The 15,904-nt window shown below is 40.8% G+C and carries 20 protein-coding genes and 3 pseudogenes; 3 read left to right on the forward strand and 20 right to left on the reverse strand.

Annotated features, from left to right (window positions below; translation table 11 throughout):
• Window positions 1-373: 373 nt before the first annotated feature.
• Window positions 374-864: pseudogene (locus D2A30_07165) on the reverse strand (M20/M25/M40 family metallo-hydrolase).
• 202 nt (window positions 865-1,066) lie between these two features.
• Window positions 1,067-2,080 carry an ornithine carbamoyltransferase gene (gene argF, locus D2A30_07170; protein ULL21367.1) on the reverse strand — a complete coding sequence of 338 codons (1,014 nt, stop codon included), beginning with the start codon at window positions 2,078-2,080 and terminating at the stop codon, window positions 1,067-1,069.
• Between the two features lie 26 nt (window positions 2,081-2,106).
• On the opposite strand from argF, the pseudogene D2A30_07175 reads away from it, so the two are divergent.
• A pseudogene (locus D2A30_07175) lies at window positions 2,107-2,304 on the forward strand (hypothetical protein).
• Here the strand turns inward: D2A30_07175 and D2A30_07180 are convergent.
• From D2A30_07180 to D2A30_07255, 16 genes and pseudogenes are all read right to left on the reverse strand, one after another.
• Window positions 2,257-2,703 (reverse strand): GNAT family N-acetyltransferase, encoded by a 447-nt coding sequence (locus D2A30_07180; protein ULL21368.1) that lies wholly within the window; start codon window positions 2,701-2,703, stop codon window positions 2,257-2,259. The pseudogene D2A30_07175 and the gene D2A30_07180 sit on opposite strands and share 48 nt — an antisense overlap.
• Window positions 2,704-3,322 (reverse strand): annotated as a pseudogene (locus D2A30_07185) (arginine deiminase). It abuts the gene before it with no gap.
• A gap of 326 nt (window positions 3,323-3,648) precedes the next feature.
• Complete coding sequence (whiA, locus tag D2A30_07190) at window positions 3,649-4,560, reverse strand: DNA-binding protein WhiA (protein ID ULL21369.1); 912 nt, start codon at window positions 4,558-4,560, stop codon at window positions 3,649-3,651.
• Window positions 4,557-5,531, reverse strand: coding sequence for a YvcK family protein (locus D2A30_07195; GenBank protein ID ULL21370.1), 975 nt, complete (start codon window positions 5,529-5,531; stop codon window positions 4,557-4,559). Before D2A30_07195 ends, whiA begins: the two co-directional genes overlap by 4 nt.
• Window positions 5,528-6,415 carry an RNase adapter RapZ gene (rapZ, locus tag D2A30_07200; protein ID ULL21371.1) on the reverse strand — a complete coding sequence of 296 codons (888 nt, stop codon included), beginning with the start codon at window positions 6,413-6,415 and terminating at the stop codon, window positions 5,528-5,530. The genes D2A30_07195 and rapZ overlap by 4 nt, the downstream gene beginning before the upstream one ends.
• 22 nt (window positions 6,416-6,437) lie before the next feature.
• A complete protein-coding gene (locus D2A30_07205) occupies window positions 6,438-6,818 on the reverse strand; it encodes a RidA family protein (GenBank protein ID ULL21372.1) in 381 nt (126 codons plus the stop codon).
• Between the two features lie 49 nt (window positions 6,819-6,867).
• Complete coding sequence (locus D2A30_07210) at window positions 6,868-8,187, reverse strand: MATE family efflux transporter (protein ID ULL21373.1); 1,320 nt, start codon at window positions 8,185-8,187, stop codon at window positions 6,868-6,870.
• Window positions 8,184-8,435, reverse strand: a complete 252-nt coding sequence (locus tag D2A30_07215; protein ULL21374.1) for a hypothetical protein — start codon at window positions 8,433-8,435, stop codon at window positions 8,184-8,186. Before D2A30_07215 ends, D2A30_07210 begins: the two co-directional genes overlap by 4 nt.
• Window positions 8,436-8,481: 46 nt before the next feature.
• Entirely contained in the window at window positions 8,482-8,685 is a 204-nt protein-coding gene (locus D2A30_07220) for an LPXTG cell wall anchor domain-containing protein (GenBank protein ULL21375.1), read from the reverse strand.
• Window positions 8,666-9,004 (reverse strand): type II toxin-antitoxin system RelE/ParE family toxin, encoded by a 339-nt coding sequence (locus tag D2A30_07225; GenBank protein ULL21376.1) that lies wholly within the window; start codon window positions 9,002-9,004, stop codon window positions 8,666-8,668. The genes D2A30_07220 and D2A30_07225 overlap by 20 nt, the downstream gene beginning before the upstream one ends.
• Entirely contained in the window at window positions 9,004-9,291 is a 288-nt protein-coding gene (locus D2A30_07230) for a toxin-antitoxin system antitoxin subunit (GenBank protein ULL21377.1), read from the reverse strand. The genes D2A30_07225 and D2A30_07230 overlap by 1 nt, the downstream gene beginning before the upstream one ends.
• Before the next feature lie 154 nt (window positions 9,292-9,445).
• Window positions 9,446-9,715: a type II toxin-antitoxin system RelE/ParE family toxin gene (locus D2A30_07235; protein ULL21378.1), complete on the reverse strand. Its 270-nt coding sequence runs from the start codon at window positions 9,713-9,715 to the stop codon at window positions 9,446-9,448.
• A complete protein-coding gene (locus D2A30_07240) occupies window positions 9,705-9,932 on the reverse strand; it encodes a translation repressor RelB (protein ULL22012.1) in 228 nt (75 codons plus the stop codon). Before D2A30_07240 ends, D2A30_07235 begins: the two co-directional genes overlap by 11 nt.
• A 152-nt stretch (window positions 9,933-10,084) precedes the next feature.
• The gene (locus tag D2A30_07245; GenBank protein ULL21379.1) at window positions 10,085-11,431 is read right to left on the reverse strand and encodes an asparagine--tRNA ligase; all 1,347 of its coding nucleotides are present in this window, start codon (window positions 11,429-11,431) and stop codon (window positions 10,085-10,087) included.
• A 14-nt stretch (window positions 11,432-11,445) separates the two neighbouring features.
• A complete protein-coding gene (locus D2A30_07250; protein ULL21380.1) occupies window positions 11,446-12,627 on the reverse strand; it encodes a pyridoxal phosphate-dependent aminotransferase in 1,182 nt (393 codons plus the stop codon).
• Window positions 12,624-13,121, reverse strand: a complete 498-nt coding sequence (locus D2A30_07255) for a peptidase (GenBank protein ULL21381.1) — start codon at window positions 13,119-13,121, stop codon at window positions 12,624-12,626. Before D2A30_07255 ends, D2A30_07250 begins: the two co-directional genes overlap by 4 nt.
• Window positions 13,122-13,267: 146 nt before the next feature.
• Between D2A30_07255 and D2A30_07260 the strand changes: the two genes are divergently transcribed.
• Both D2A30_07260 and D2A30_07265 read left to right on the forward strand, forming a co-directional pair.
• Window positions 13,268-13,708 (forward strand): MarR family transcriptional regulator, encoded by a 441-nt coding sequence (locus D2A30_07260; protein ULL21382.1) that lies wholly within the window; start codon window positions 13,268-13,270, stop codon window positions 13,706-13,708.
• 75 nt (window positions 13,709-13,783) lie between these two features.
• Window positions 13,784-14,296, forward strand: a complete 513-nt coding sequence (locus D2A30_07265; GenBank protein ID ULL21383.1) for an NAD(P)H-dependent oxidoreductase — start codon at window positions 13,784-13,786, stop codon at window positions 14,294-14,296.
• 364 nt (window positions 14,297-14,660) lie between these two features.
• Here D2A30_07265 and D2A30_07270 read toward each other — a convergent pair whose 3' ends face one another.
• Window positions 14,661-15,095 (reverse strand): CoA-binding protein, encoded by a 435-nt coding sequence (locus tag D2A30_07270; protein ID ULL21384.1) that lies wholly within the window; start codon window positions 15,093-15,095, stop codon window positions 14,661-14,663.
• 47 nt (window positions 15,096-15,142) lie between these two features.
• Window positions 15,143-15,901: a glucose-6-phosphate isomerase gene (locus D2A30_07275; protein ID ULL21385.1), complete on the reverse strand. Its 759-nt coding sequence runs from the start codon at window positions 15,899-15,901 to the stop codon at window positions 15,143-15,145.
• Window positions 15,902-15,904: the final 3 nt, after the last annotated feature.

Here is a 15,904-nt window from a genome sequence, read left to right on the forward strand (position 1 = left end):
TATTAAATTGAGAAAAACTTCAAACAAATAAGGATTGGAAAAAATATCCAATCCCGCCTGTTATCGATAGTAGTTAATAGATCATCTCTAACAAATTTCTAGGAAGAGATGTTTCTGTGTAAACTGCTAACTTTCTTGTCTCACGGGACACGTTTAAAGTTATCAACAATTTCTACTAGTGTAGCTCACTTCTAGCTATTTGTCAAGAATAGTATGATAAACGTCAATAATCATCTGGTAATGATAAATCTGCCAATTACCAATAATCAGGATTCCCATTTCTGAATTTCCATCACCTATATTACAGTACTTTACTTGTGAATACAGTTTCTGAAAAAACACTTCGTATTTTCAACACGAGATGTTTTACAGTTTATTGCATTTCTCCAGCTAAGCGATAGACTGCTTCTGCGTAGATATCCATCGTTTATCTAAATCCTTCAACGGCATCCGTTCATTTTCCTGATGCTCGGTTTGTTCCATATCTGGGAAACAGGCTCCGAAGGCCACACAGTTTTTCATAATTCGAACAAAGGTTACACCACCTGATGAGATAGACTGACTAAGGGTATCACCCGTTTTTTCCTGGTAGACTGCCATTAAGGCCTTGACCGCAAATAAAGCTGCCATGGAAGGACCCTTATCATATTGAACCCATCGGCCAACCAAATGATCATTTTTTATGGTTACTTCAAAAGAGGAAGTTTCCCAATTCGAGAGGTCCCCAGCTGGAAAGACATCTAAATGACAAAGAATTGCCAACAATTCATCCCCTTGAACAACTTGCTGACCATTACCATGAGTGATGATCAAATCATTCCTATTTTTGATCAGTTTGACAAGGTGCTTAGCAGTCTGTACCAGGGCAGCTTTTTGGGCTTTGGCTGATGGATCTGACGTTAGGATGGCATTTCCTCCCAAAGCAACAACAATTTTACGATGATTCATATTAATTCTCTTCCCTCCTTCCTGCAAAGAAATCGCTTACATTTTTGATTTTCAAACTGGGGACAGGGTCAAAATTGAATCCGGTCCCCAAACATGATGACTTCACTGACCATTTAAGCTACACACGTGGTACAAATGGATCACCTAATGTTGCTGCCATCACTGCTTTAATGGTATGCATACGATTTTCAGCTTGGTCGAAGTGACGACCATACTTGCTACGGAATACTTCGTCTGTTACTTCCATTTCTTCTAAACCAAATTTTTCAGCAACATCTTTACCATAAACAGTATTAGTGTCATGGAAGGCTGGTAAGCAGTGCAAGAAAATCAAATTCTCATTTTCTGCTTTTTTCACCAAATCCATGTTTACTTGATATGGTTTTAATAATTTCACACGTTCTTCAAATTTAGATTCTTCACCCATTGATACCCAAACGTCTGTATATAGGACATCTGCGCCTTTAACAGCCTCGTCAGCATTGTCCGTAATCAAAACACGCGCACCAGATTCTTTAGCAAATCCTTCTGCTAGGGCTACCACTGTTTCGTCTGGGAAGAGTTCTTTTGGTGAAAAGATGTGCACGTTGACACCAAGAATAGCCCCTGTTACCAAGAGGGAATTCGCCACATTGTTGCGTCCGTCACCACAGTAAACCATGGTCAATCCTTCTAACTTGCCAAAGTTTTCTTTCACAGTCAGATAGTCAGCCAACATTTGAGTCGGGTGCCATGCATCTGTCAGACCATTCCATACAGGAACACCTGAAAATTCTGCCAATTCTTCCACCATCTTTTGACTGAAACCACGGAATTCAATCCCATCGAACATACGTCCCAATACCTTAGCTGTATCTTCTGTGGATTCTTTTTTACTAAGCTGAATATCATTAGCGCCTAGATATTCAGGATGTGCACCCAAGTCAATCGCCGCAACAGTAAACGCAGCACGCGTACGAGTGGATGTTTTTTCAAATAAGAGGGCAATATTTTTACCTTCTAAATAGCGATGAGGGATATTGCGCTTTTTCAAATCCTTTAAGTGAGCTGCAAAATCAATCAACCATTCTAATTCAGCGCGAGTGAAATCTTTTTCCGCTAAAAAATGTCTGCCTTTAAAAATATTTGTCATTATCCTTCTCCTGTTCTTTATACTCAATGAAAATCAAAAGTAGCCTAGCTTCAACTATCTGGGAGATAGTTGAAGGCTGGAAATATTGCGAGCTGTGTTCGCGACATTAAGCCGAAGATAGAACTAGAGTTCATCAAGGCAAGTTGACAACGGATAATTTTGATTTTCGAAGAGTATTACCTTACATTTTTGGTCAGAGTCTTACACCATTCACCATCTTCTAAATAGATTTCGGAAGTTGGCTGATAACCAAGCATCTCATAAAATGTTTTAGCTGTCAACTCAGAATGTATATTTATACATAAAACATTCGTATTTTTGGCATATTTTTCCAGTTTTTGGATAATTTCCCGAGCATATTCCTTCCCACGGTGTGGGGCCAGGGTAGCAATTCGAGTCAATCTTGCAGTTCCAGATTCTGTTAGTAAGAAACAGCCGGTAGAAACTGGCTCGCCATGAATGAGTAGATTGGGATAGACACGTCCAACTTCGTCATATTGATCAAACTCATCTTCTCGTGCGATGGATTTTTCCATTACAAAGACACGATATCTTACGTACATAGAACATGCACGATGCAAAGGCTCACTTCCGATAACCAGTTCAACATCTGGTTCATTCATTTAGATATCCTCTCTGACAAAAGGCATAGACATGCAACGTGGTCCACCACGACCCCGAACTAATTCACTACCGCTAATCTGGATTAACCGAAGACCTTTTGATTCCAGAATAGCATTGGTAATGGTATTTCGTTTGTACACCACGACAACCCAGGTGCGATGGTCAAGGTATTGGAACCATCGTTCCATTGTTCCCGACCAGCAGCTACAATATTTTCACCACCACAACGAATCAAGTCAACTTTTTCAACGCCTAAGTTTGCAGCTAGTAATGCAGCCAAATCACCATGTTCTTCTTCGATATGAAGCTTTTCATTTTCATAAATAACGGAGAAGACACGCAAACTGCCTTCAATTTCTGGGTGAATGGTAAATTTATCATAATCTACCATAGTGAAAACAGTGTCCAAATGCATGAATTTCCGACTATTGGCAAATTCAAATGCAAGGACCTTCTTAAAGCCAACGCCTCTTTCAAATATATTGACGAGTAGTTTTTCAATAGAAGCAGCATCAGTTCGTTGCGAAATACCGACAGCTAATACATCTTTAGACAAATCGAGATGAAGCCACCCTCAATACGTGTGGTTTCATCTCGATTGTAGACCAAAAGTAATCTCTTGGGTCCTGTGCATAATAAATGACCTGTTCCTTAGCAATCTTTCTAAAACGGATATGCCTCGCTAACTGATCAAAAGCTTCTCTGGTAAGTTGTGCAAATGTCTGATGTGTTTTGAGATAATCATACTGTTCATTACTAATCATTCAGAAACCTCCAATCACGACCATCTTCTATGTATCTTTTACCATACGGAATCGATAAAACCTAACATTTGTGGGAGCGCATACAAAATCACTGTAAACAAAAAAATAATCACCTACTCCCACAGCTCCTTCCTAGATGAGAACTGAAACAGGGCAAGAAGTGATTATTCACAATTTCACCTATAATTCTTCTGCAATTTTATTTAACTTACGTAAACGATGGTTAACACCACTTTTGGTGATGGGCTGTGACAGGCTTTCAGCTAACTGCTGGATCGAATAATCAGGGTGTTGAATGCGCAATTGGGCAATTTCCTGTAAATCACCCGATAGCTGGTCTATACCGATTTTGTCCATTATTTTAATAATATTATTAATGGTTTTCATGCTAGCAGTGACTGTCTTGGCAATATTGGCCGCTTCAGCATTGGTGGCACGATTTAAATCATTCCGGGCTTCCCGTAACAATTTCACGTTTTCAAACTCAGTCTTTGCATCTTCTGCCCCAATCACCAAAAGAAAGTCCATAATATCTTCTGCCCGTTGCAGGTAGGTAATGGTTCCCTTTGACCGCTCTATAACCTTTGCATCCAATAAAAATTTCTGCATCAAATTAGCCAAGTCATAGGCATGATCACTATAGACAGAGGCAATTTCCAATTGGTATTTGCCCTTTTCAGGATCCTTTACAGAACCACTTGCTAAAAAAGCTCCACGTAAATAAGCCTGACTCCACGAATCATTTTCCAAAACTCTTGGTGAAATCCCTGTATCCAAACCAAAAAAACTGTCAGCCAGATGGAGATCATTGAGAATCTCGTTGACCCCATCTTCCACAAAAACCGAATAAACACGATTTTTCTTTAAATTTGACTTTTGATGATGCCGAATTTCTGCTTTTATCTGGTAAAAGTGAAAGAACAATTCATAGATATGACGAGCAATCTTGGCGTTTTCAGTGCTAATCGAAAGAGTCAGCCCTGAGAAAGCAAGACCAAGACTACCAGCCAACTTGATAATGGCGGACAGTTCACTTTTGTTTTGATTGGATTGAAGCAGTAATTCTTCTTTGACATGCACTGTGAAACTCATGTTCGCACCTGCAGAATGTTAAATAACTCTTCCACGACTAAATCCCCATCATGGAAGGCACCACCGTTTTCTAGTTTCAAGAAGTTTGAAGAAATGATGCGACAGCCCTGTTCCTCTAAGCCACGAAAATCATGCTTGACCTGCACCAAATACTCATCAAAAGCATGGGTATTCATGTATTCTTTTGGAACAGGCTCAATATTCACTAACACCGTATCCACAAATGGACAGGCCAGATGTGCATTCAACACACTGACGTGATTGGCATCTGTGAAAGACTCTGTCTCACCACGCTGGGTCATGATGTTGCAGATATAGACGACTTGAGCTTCCGTCTCACAGAGGGCTTTTCCAATATCTGGAATCATGATATTTGGCAGGATGGACGTATATAGGGAGCCCGGACCAAGGACAACCAAGTCGCTGTCCATAATCGATTGTACTACTTGACGGCTGGCTTTCGGTTCCCCATCATTATACGTATTCGTCACATAAACATGACCAATCATCCCCTTGTAGTCCGCAATTTTACTTTCACCAACCACTTCTGTCCCATCTGTAAAAACAGCATGAAGCGTTAAAGGTTCCTCACTAGATGGATAGATCCTACCAGTCGTATGAAAGAAACGTGTCAATAAACGCATGGCGTTATATGTAGACCCTTGCATTTCTGAAATACCCGCGATAATCAAATTTCCCAGAGGATGACCAGCCAAGGGACCGTCCGATTCAGCAAATCGATACTGAAAAATCTTTTCATAAAGCCTAGGCGTATCTGACATGGCCAAAAGGACATTGCGCAAGTCACCCGGAGGAGTAACCTGTAAGGCCTGACGAATCTCGCCTGACGAACCTCCATCATCAGCAACAGTCACAATCGCTGTGATATCGGCATCCTTGGCACGAAGGCTCTTCAAAATCACAGGAATCCCCGTACCGCCACCAATCACTGTAATCTTTGGTTTCCTCATGAGCGGTTGACCGTTTCCTTCCGTCTATCCTTGTCGCGATGACTACGGTTGACAATCCAGTTTTTTTCTAAATCGTCGGCAAGACGTTTGGCAAAAGCTACGCTTCTATGTTGACCACCAGTACATCCAATGGCGATGGTCAAAATAGATTTTCCTTCCTTCTGATAGCCTGGCAGAATTGGTTCGATCAAACCAAGCAAATGCTTGTAAAACTCTTCTGATTCCTCATGCTCCATCACGTAATCATAAACAGACTGATCAAGGCCATTCAGTTGCCGTAACTCTGGTTTATAATAAGGATTTGGCAAGAAACGGACATCAAAAACCAAATCCGCATCTAGTGGCAGGCCATATTTAAAGCCAAAGGACATCACTTCAATCCGAAAAGACGGTTGGTTTTCTTGACTGGCAAATTGTTCGGAAATCTCCTTCCGTAAATTACGTGGAGTCAATTCCGAAGTATCAATCACATTTTGACTCATATTTTTCAATGGAGCCAAGAGTTCACGCTCAAGCTGAATACCATCCAATACTCGTCCATCTGTAGCCAGAGGGTGTGAACGACGTGTCTCCTTATACCGTGCAACCAACTCTGTATCGGTCGCATCCAAGAAAAGGATTTTAAAGTCGAGATCTTCTGCGTTTTCAATTTCGTCCAGCACTTCCCGAATCTCAGAAAAGAAAGATCGGCTCCGCATATCAACCACTAGAGCTATCTTGTTGTTATCCTGACTATGACGAATTAATTCTATAAATTTTGGTAAGAGAGTCGGTGGCATATTATCAATGGTAAAATAACCCAAATCCTCAAAGGATTGGATGGCTACAGTCTTACCCGCACCCGACATCCCTGTCACAATGACCAAATGGAGTTTGTCTGACATGGCAGTCCCTCCTGTTCTTTCTCTATTCTCCAATGACTGCTATTACTTCTATCTCAACCTTTACATCACGAGGCAAACGAGCCACCTCAACAGCAGAACGAGCTGGAAACTCAGCTGAAAAAGCAGTTTTGTAGACCTCATTAAATGCTACAAAATCATTCATGTTTTTCAAGAAACAAGTTGTCTTCACCACATGGTCAAAATCTGTCCCAGCTTCTGCCAAAATCGCACCAATATTCTTTAAAACTTGTTCCGTCTGTTCTTGAATGGTTTCCCCAACAACTTCACCAGTTTCTGGTGAAAGAGGAACTTGACCTGAAGCAAATATGAAGTTTCCTACCACTTTTCCTTGTACATATGGTCCAATCGCCGCTGGTGCTTTATCTGTATGAATCGTTTTCATCTGTCAATCTCCTTTTTATTTACTCATACTATTATACCAAAAAACCAGCCTATTCAGCTAGTTTTCGTGTTTTTACCATAAATCTCCATGTGAGGAAGATCGCTCTCAAGAAAAGGTCAATCAAAATCGACAGCCATACCCCTGCGATTCCCCAACCCAAAATCTGACCGAGAACAATTACCCCAACCACGCGCAGCCCCCACATTCCAATGGCTGTGGAATAAAGAGGCGACTTGGTATCGCCCAACCCTTGCAGTGCGCCAGCCATTATCAAGGAAACCGCAAGCCCAGGTTGGTTAAACACATCGATTTTCAGGGCGATGACGACTTGATGAATTGCTTCAAGGTCTTTGGTGAATAGCTGAGCAAAATTCGGGGCTCCGAAGTATAAAACGATACCAAGAAGGGACATGATGACTACCCCATAGGCTGAGCTCAGAAATGCGACTTTTCGTACTGTAGAGATATCTCCTTTTCCCAAAGATTGACCAATTAAGACCGCCGCTGCAGTCGCAAGTCCATAGGCAGGCATATAGGTAAAACTTTCAATATTGCCTGCAATCATATGGGATGCATATACGGTCGTTCCGAGTGCAACAATCAAACTAAAATAGATAACCTGTCCCAACCGCATCACCAAGCGTTCCAAGGCTGCTGGAATGGTCAAATGCACCAGTTCCTGATAGTCTTTCCAAAGTCTACTTTTTTGAAATGATAAAGCCAACTCAGACTTTTGAACCTCTCTAGTAAGCAAATAGCAGCCAAGAAGTCGCGCAAAAATAGTTCCAAGAGCTGTACCTAATATCCCAAGACCATCCCACGAACCAAATCCAAAAATCAAGAAGTAATCCAGTAAAACATTAGTGACATTGGTAATAATTCCCACCTTCATGGGTGTGACCGTATCGCCAGTCGCCCTCAAAATCGTACCCAAACTAGTCATACTAGCATGAAGTAGGGAAAAACCACCTACCCAGTAAAAGAAGACTTGAGCATCCTCCAAAGCACTACCGCTTGCTCCCATGGCTTGTAACATCCACCGCCCAAAGAAGATAGAAATAAAACCAAATACAATACCACCTGCTATTGACAATTCTTGTGTTTGGCGAGCATATTGTCTAGCCTTCTCTTTCTGACCCGCTCCCAGACTTCGAGCAATAAGCGCCGTCCCACCAACACCAATAGCTAAAAATACCGCCAAATAGACATTCAAAATCGTATTAGCCAACCCCACAGCTGTAACAGCAACAAGGCCCAACTGAGCAATTAAAAGGGTATCGAAAAAACCGACCAAGGTCTGAAAAATATTTTCAATTGTTGCCGGTAGGGCCAAGCGAATAATCTCGCTTCCTAAACGCTTACTTTTCATACGAACTCCACTATTTTATTTAGAATTATTATAAATAAAAATACAAAAAATTGCAAGAAAAACAGAGGCTGGGCAAAAAGCCCAGCTCCACTACTCAGAGTTCGTGTCAACATCTCAGCGCAGTGGTTGATTGGCAGATTTGTTCGTGTTTTACACTCCAAATCTGACCTAATCAACTGTGCGGGGGTGGGAAGACGAACTCTTTTTTTGACCAGTCGAGTTCTTTCCCACTCCCTGTCTATCCCCATTAGATTAAAGGAGTCTATAAAGGAAATGTAAGCAAATTATAAAATTTCAATAATCAATCAACTCTTTCTCCACGTCGCTGACGAGCAGAGTAGCAAAAGCAAAGCTTGTCGCTAATACCGTTAATCCAATGAAATTCATGAAATTTGTTTCTTTCTCACCAGTTGTAGGAAGGCTACTTTGCCCGAATTCTTTTGAATCAACCACATAATCGATAGATAAATATCCACTATTATCGAAAAAGTTTAGCATAATCAGTCTTTGATGAGAATAGGAAAGCAACTTCAACTAAATGCTCTTCCTGGTTTACAGTATAGATGACAATATATTTTCCATTTTGAATGGTTATTCCTCGGCTACTACGGCCATTCTTATCAATCTTAACTCCAATTTTTTCATCAGCATCGAATCCACGCTCTGGAAAGAGTTCTAGGCTCTCTATTTCATCAAAAATTGCCGTTACTAAACGCTCTGCAGTTTCTGGACTCAGTTTCACATTAGCAACATAATCCCTAATACTTTTGATTTGCTCAATAAGCTTTGGCGAAATAATGACTCTATATTTCTCCATTATCCTAGTACTGCCTTTCTCGCTTCCTCAACCGACAACCCTTTATCTGCTTTTAGCGCTTCATAGCTAGTGGAAACTTCTTCTTGAAGTCGAGCAATTAACTTCTCTCTCTCCTTTTCCTCTACTGTCTTAAAAGGCAGTGTTTTGGAAATTGCGACCTCTTGTACAAATTCATTGAATGCTGATGTAATATCCAGTCCGTTTTCCTGAAAGACCACTTTCGCTAATTCAAAGTATTCTGAATTTACTTTGAAGTTGATTTGTTTATCCCTTATTACTGTTGGCATAACTAAGCCCTCTCTTGTGTATAGATGATAACTATATTATATCATTTTAAATAAATATACACAAACTATATTCGTTCTGTATGTTTTCTTTTCAAAATAAATAAAAAATAAAAAATAAAAAAGAACCGTGCCAGTTGACACGGATAATAATCAATCATTTCCGATAAATGTCTTTCCGATGCCCCATTTCAAGAGCTAAGATGACCATTTTGTTATCAATAATATCGCAAATTACACGATAATTCCACACTCTATACCGCCACAGGCCCTTATAGTCTCCTACAAAGGCCTTTCCAAACTGTCTTGGATTTTCCAAACCGTCCAATCTTTTTTTCAAATCCTTAGCAAGCATCATCCCTACATGCCTGTCCATTTTTTTCAACTGCTTCAAAGCATCATCGCTGAGAACAAGTTTATAAGCCATCTTCTAACTCCGCAAGCACATCATCAATCGAGTGTGTAACAGGATTTTCTTGGAATTTCTTCAAAGCCTTGATACCAATTTCATAGTCCAACTGGTCTTCTATCTGTTCAATAAGTGCTGATTTGAATAACTCAGACAGGCTTTTTCCAGTATGAATGGCATAGCTTCTGAAAATTTCTTCTTCTGTTTCATTTAATCGCAAAGAAACAATTCCCATCATTCCACCTACTTTCTTATTGTAATACATTGTAAAACAATTCGTTCAAAATGTCAATTGATACTCAATGAAAATCAAAAACAGACTACATTTGTAGTCTGTCTATCCCCATTAGATTAAAGGAGTCTATATCTGTATATCTATTAAATTACTTACGGATGCAAGCGATGCAACATACGTGGGAACGGAATCGCTTCACGGATATGTTTTGTACCTGCTACGAAAGTTACCATGCGTTCGATACCAATACCGAAACCACCGTGTGGTACGGAACCGTATTTACGAAGATCAAGGTAGAAGTCATATTCAGACTTGTCCATACCTAGTTCTTCCATTTTCGCTACCAAGGCATCATAGTTGTCTTCACGCATTGAACCGCCAATGATTTCACCGTAGCCTTCTGGAGCAAGCAAGTCTGCACAGAGCACACGTTCTGGGTTGCCAGGAACTGGTTTCATATAGAAAGCTTTAAAGCTAGCTGGATAGTTCACAACAAAGGTTGGTACACCAAAGTAATTTGAAATCCATGTTTCATGAGGTGAACCAAAGTCATCACCATGCTCGATGTGTTCGTAGTCTGTATCTTCATCCGCTTCATGCTCTTGCAGAAGGGTAATAGCATCATCATAAGCTAAGCGTTTGAATGGTTCTGCAATGTAGCGTTTAAGGGCATCTACATCACGCTCAAGAGTCTCCAAGGCTTGAGGAGCTCGGTCGATGGCACCCTGAATCAAAGCTTTGACATAAGCTTCTTGCAAGTCAAGTGACTCATCATGGCTGAGGAATGAGTATTCCGCATCCATCATCCAAAATTCTGTCAAGTGACGGCGAGTTTTTGATTTTTCCGCACGGAAAACAGGACCAAAGTCGAAGACACGACCAAGAGCCATGGCACCAGCTTCAAGGTAAAGCTGACCTGATTGGCTCAAGTAAGCAGGTTGACCAAAGTAATCTGTTTCAAACAATTCTGTCGAATCTTCTGCCGCATTTCCTGACAAGATTGGGCTATCAAACTTGATAAAGCCATTTTTTTCAAAAAATTCATAGGTTGCATAGATGATGGCATTACGGATTTGTTGGATGGCTACTTGTTTACGAGAACGCAACCAAAGGTGACGGTTATCCATAAGGAAGTCTGTACCATGTTCTTTAGGCGTAATTGGATAATCTTGTGACTCACCGATCACTTCAAGGTCTGTCACATCCAACTCATAACCAAACTTAGAACGTTCGTCTTCCTTCACAATTCCTGTCACATATACAGAAGTTTCTTGGCTCAACCGTTTCGCCACATCAAACTTCTCTGTACCAGCTTCTTCACCGAATTTTTCAATGAAGTTTGGCTTGAAAGCAACTGCTTGGAAGAAAGCTGTTCCATCACGTAATTGTAAGAAGGCCAATTTCCCTTTACCTGACTTGTTGGCAACCCAGGCACCGATGGTCACTTCCTGACCCACGTAATCTTTCACTTGGTTAATCGTAATCAATTTTCTAGACATTCTATTTCCTCTTTTTATTTTTTCATAAATGTATGTAAACGAGCGACCGCTTCCTTTAGCGTATCCATATCTGTCGCATAGCTGAGACGAATATTCTCAGGAGCACCAAAACCTGCACCAGTTACCAAAGCCACACCGACTTCTTCCAAAATGGCTGTCGTAAACTCCGTTACGTCTGTAAAGCCTTTCATTTCCATAGCTTTTTTCACATTTGGGAAGAGATAAAAGGCTCCCTCAGGTTTGACCACTTCAAATCCAGGCACCTCAGCAAGCAAGGGATAGATGGTATTAAGTCGTTCTTCAAAAGCTTGACGCATGGTCTCTACCGTATCTTGGGGACCTGTGAAGGCTTCAATGGCCGCATATTGGGCAACAGTAGTCAGGTTTGAAGTCGTTTGACCGGTAATTTTACCCATAGCCGCGATTATTTCTGGATTACCTACTGCGTAACCAACCCGCCAACCCGTCATGGCATAGGCTTTTGCAACACCATTGATAACAATGGTCTGTTGACGAATGCTCTCTGAAATACTAGAAATCGGTGTAAAGGTATTACCGTTGTATACCAAACGACCGTAAATATCATCCGCCAAGATCAACAAATCATGTTCTACAGCCCAATTACCAATAGCTTCCAATTCTTCGCGACTATAAATCATACCCGTAGGATTGGATGGACTATTGAGCAAGAGGACCTTGGTCTTGTCAGTCCGAGCTGCTTCTAGCTGATCAACTGTAACCTTGAAATGATGCTCTTCCGTCGCAGTTACAAAGACTGGCACCCCTTCATTCATCTTGATTTGGTCTGCATATGAAACCCAGTAAGGCGTTGGAACGAGAACCTCGTCACCTGGATTGATGACTGCTGCAAAGAAAGCATAGAGAATAAACTTAGCACCCGTACCCACTACTACTTGATTGCGTTGAATAGAGTATCCATAGAACTTCTCAAAGTAAGTATTTACCGCATCTTTCAACTCTGGAAGACCAGAAGCTACTGTATAAAAACTAGCCTTGCCATTTTCGATGGCTTGAATAGCTGCTTCTTGAATATTTTTAGGAGTAACAAAATCTGGTTCCCCCAGCGTTAGTTCTAAAATATCGCGGCCCTCAGCCTTGAGTGCTTTCGCACGCGCCCCAGCAGCCAAGGTCACACTTTCTTCCATCTCTAAGACACGTCTTGATAACTTGCTCATAATCCCTCCATCTTGACAAAGTCACCTGTTTCAAAATCCACCAAATAATAGGCTGTCCCCGATTTGACTTCCCAAATCGGTTTGCCATCCCTATAGCCTAGAATAGTTCGATCAGCCGTTTTTGCACCATTTTCTTGAGCAATCGCTTGCGCCTCTTCCTTTGTAATCCCTGCCCCAACTGGATAGACATAGATAGAGGACGAAGAACTTGGTATCAACACATATACCTCATCTCCGTTCTTATCCTTACCTTTCAAGCTATAATAAGTTTCCGTACCATTATAGATTGCAAAGTCATCCACCTGACTCACATCCGCATATTGCTGTGCAATCTGTTGCGCCCCAACTCTAGCCTCCTCAAAAGGACGAGAAGACTGCTCCCAAACGTAGAGGATTAAAAAGATAACACTGAATGCAAGAACAAAAAAACCAATAAGATATTGACCCAAACGGCCACTAGCAAATGCCAAGAGACGGCTGAATTTTTTTTCCATAGTAGCCCTATTATACTACAAATCACCCTGCAATGCTATTTTTTCTAGAAATTCAAATGGAAATTTTACAAAAAATATTCAAGTATACTTTTCTATTTTATAGGAAATCACTTGCCAATCAATGTAAATATTGCTAAAATATTCGTATGAATAGCGTAGAAAAATCATTAAACGAAAATAAACATGCCTTACACAGCCTTGTCGTTTTTCGGAGAGCAGCAAATACTATTTCAAAAAAAGAAATGGAAACCATCAGAAAATATGGACTGACAGTTGCCCAATTTGGAGTATTGGAGGCACTCTACAACAAGGGCGACTTGAGAATTCAGGACCTAATCGATAAATTGCTGAGCACATCTGGAAACATGACAGTGGTCATCAAAAATATGATTCGAGAAGGCTACATTTCCAAAACCATCGATTGCAAGGATAGAAGAGCCTTTCGAATTGGTCTGACACCTTATGGACGAGAAACCATTGAGAAAATCCTACCTGATCACTATGCTCATGTAGGGGAACTCTTTTCTGTACTCAGTCAAGAAGAACAAGTTCAGCTAGCTGAGATTTTAAAAAAATTTAAAAATTAGGTTCATAATTATTGCTAACTAGTGATATATGATGTATACTATTACCATCACATTATTTAAGGAGCTATTTTCATTATGGCAAACGTATTATTTTTAGTTGGTTCTCTTCGTGAGGGTGCATTCTCTGCTGAATTGGCAAAATCTGCTGAAAAAGCACTTGAAGGAAAAGCAACTGTTTCTTACTTAGATTGGAAAGATGTTCCCGTATTCTCACAAGATCTTGAAGCTGATGCACCTGCAGCTGTTAAAGCAGCTCGTGCAGCAGTATTGGCTGCTGATGCTATCTGGATTTTCTCACCAGTATACAACGCTGGCATTCCAGGTTCAGTAAGAAACCTTCTTGACTGGCTTAGCCGTGCACTCGATCTTTCTGACACAACTGGTGTTTCAGCAATCAACGAAAAAGTTGTTACTGTATCTATCTCATCATTTGCACACCAAGACGAAGCAGCTGTTGAATACCGCAAACTACTTCCATTTATCCGTACTTCTTTGGTTGATGAATTCACTCTTGCAACAATTGGTGCACCTGTTGATGAAGCTCAACTTGCAAAACAAGCAGATGCCCTTCTTGCAGCAATCAACTAAAACCATCTGGCAATCATAAACCACCTACCGAGCCCAACGTGCTCGGTTTTTTGCAATGAAAAAGTGAAAAAGCTATAGAACTGGCCTCCTCCCCTTAAGAGGGATTCACCAAGATTCTATAGCTTTTGTAGTCTTTTGAATTAACTTTGATACATCGTCACTTTCGGTTTGCCGTACTCTGCGAAAGTGACTTGCTTCGCAAGTCTTATTTCCAACCTAGAACAGCCTTTAGGCTGTTCTAGCTACCTGCACCTCAGTTCCTTGTCTGAAAGCTAATTCATTCGACTATATTTTTATCACCGAAACTGATACTCAACGAAAATAAGTCAACAAGGTCTTTTTCTGATTTTCGAAGAGTATGAATTTATTCTCCAATCATCTTTTGGTATTCAATCTTAATGCATCGGTTCATGACAATCTGGTCTCGACCTGCCTGACGAAGGATTTCCTCAGCTTCTTGACTTTCCAAACCGAGTTGAGCCCAGAAAATCTTAGCATCTGTTTCAACGAATTCACGAGCAACGTCTGGGAGAAATTCACTCCGTCTAAAGACATTAACAATATCGATGGAAAGAGGAATATCTTTGAGACTTGCATAAACAGTCTCACCAAGAATTGTTTCTCCAGCAGACCGTGGATTTACTGGAATAATCCGATAACCAGCATCCTGCATGATCCTAGAAACCCGATAGGCTGCTGTTTCTTCCCGATTGGATAATCCAACAACTGCGATGGTTTTAGCTTCTTTAAGAAAGTCGAAAATAGTATCCTGACTAGGATTTTGAAATGCGTACGTCATATAATTCTCCTTAATCTGAAAGATTATCAATAACTTTCAAAGCCATCTTACTTTTTAGAAATCTGATACACAACATCCTTCAATTGACCTATAGCTTTTTTCAACAAAGTGCGATCCGTATCAAGTCCAGGATCCAGCGAATAATATATTGCACCAACCACAACAGAATCATCATAAGAACCAGTAGATTCCATACGGTAAAAGGTTAAACGAGCCAATTTTTGGTCACTGAGAATCTGGCGTCCAACCTGCCACTCTTGCCCAGCAATCGTCACAACCGTATCTTCTAAAAAATCGTGATTGGTCTCTTTCATGCGTTCGGCCAGCTCATCCATGGTCATATTGCGGCCATCTTCTAATGGAGATTGATTGAAGGTGTTGATAGTATAAAGCTGAACCATAAAGGTACTGGCACCTTCTTTCACATCATAGACAGCCAAAAGAGTCTCATCTTCGGTGTTTTCCACATTAATCGTCCATGTTGATGGAACATCGTAATAACGAAAATACTCTTTAATATTTCCATTTTCATCCTGTTCCGCTACACCATTGTTGGCCGCATGAATCTTGTGGCCTTTTTGCGTCTCATCCGCTGGAGGATTTGGGTTGACGACATTGATTTCTGCGTTGGCCAAGACATCTAACTTTTCGTTACTTGTATCTTCTTTCTCCTGTAAAATAGGCAAGGTGGCTGAGAATTCTTCTCCTGATGAACTCGACTGTTGACTTGAACTCGTTTGTTCCTTAACACCACATGCAGTGAGAAACAAACTCAGTAATCCCATCAGTACAAGTGATTTCTTCATCGA

Source organism: Streptococcus suis, assembly GCA_022354845.1.
Classification (GTDB): Bacteria; Bacillota; Bacilli; order Lactobacillales; family Streptococcaceae; genus Streptococcus; species Streptococcus suis_AA.

Coding starts and splice junctions, on each gene's coding strand:
- argF (ULL21367.1), bottom strand. CDS start 2,080: ATGACAAATATTTTTAAAGGCAGACATTTTTTAGCGGAAAAAGATTTC.
- D2A30_07180 (ULL21368.1), bottom strand. CDS start 2,703: ATGAATGAACCAGATGTTGAACTGGTTATCGGAAGTGAGCCTTTGCAT.
- whiA (ULL21369.1), bottom strand. CDS start 4,560: ATGAGTTTCACAGTGCATGTCAAAGAAGAATTACTGCTTCAATCCAAT.
- D2A30_07195 (ULL21370.1), bottom strand. CDS start 5,531: ATGAGGAAACCAAAGATTACAGTGATTGGTGGCGGTACGGGGATTCCT.
- rapZ (ULL21371.1), bottom strand. CDS start 6,415: ATGTCAGACAAACTCCATTTGGTCATTGTGACAGGGATGTCGGGTGCG.
- D2A30_07205 (ULL21372.1), bottom strand. CDS start 6,818: ATGAAAACGATTCATACAGATAAAGCACCAGCGGCGATTGGACCATAT.
- D2A30_07210 (ULL21373.1), bottom strand. CDS start 8,187: ATGAAAAGTAAGCGTTTAGGAAGCGAGATTATTCGCTTGGCCCTACCG.
- D2A30_07215 (ULL21374.1), bottom strand. CDS start 8,435: ATGGGGATAGACAGGGAGTGGGAAAGAACTCGACTGGTCAAAAAAAGA.
- D2A30_07220 (ULL21375.1), bottom strand. CDS start 8,685: ATGCTAAACTTTTTCGATAATAGTGGATATTTATCTATCGATTATGTG.
- D2A30_07225 (ULL21376.1), bottom strand. CDS start 9,004: ATGGAGAAATATAGAGTCATTATTTCGCCAAAGCTTATTGAGCAAATC.
- D2A30_07230 (ULL21377.1), bottom strand. CDS start 9,291: ATGCCAACAGTAATAAGGGATAAACAAATCAACTTCAAAGTAAATTCA.
- D2A30_07235 (ULL21378.1), bottom strand. CDS start 9,715: ATGGCTTATAAACTTGTTCTCAGCGATGATGCTTTGAAGCAGTTGAAA.
- D2A30_07240 (ULL22012.1), bottom strand. CDS start 9,932: ATGGGAATTGTTTCTTTGCGATTAAATGAAACAGAAGAAGAAATTTTC.
- D2A30_07245 (ULL21379.1), bottom strand. CDS start 11,431: ATGTCTAGAAAATTGATTACGATTAACCAAGTGAAAGATTACGTGGGT.
- D2A30_07250 (ULL21380.1), bottom strand. CDS start 12,627: ATGAGCAAGTTATCAAGACGTGTCTTAGAGATGGAAGAAAGTGTGACC.
- D2A30_07255 (ULL21381.1), bottom strand. CDS start 13,121: ATGGAAAAAAAATTCAGCCGTCTCTTGGCATTTGCTAGTGGCCGTTTG.
- D2A30_07260 (ULL21382.1), top strand. CDS start 13,268: ATGAATAGCGTAGAAAAATCATTAAACGAAAATAAACATGCCTTACAC.
- D2A30_07265 (ULL21383.1), top strand. CDS start 13,784: ATGGCAAACGTATTATTTTTAGTTGGTTCTCTTCGTGAGGGTGCATTC.
- D2A30_07270 (ULL21384.1), bottom strand. CDS start 15,095: ATGACGTACGCATTTCAAAATCCTAGTCAGGATACTATTTTCGACTTT.
- D2A30_07275 (ULL21385.1), bottom strand. CDS start 15,901: ATGAAGAAATCACTTGTACTGATGGGATTACTGAGTTTGTTTCTCACT.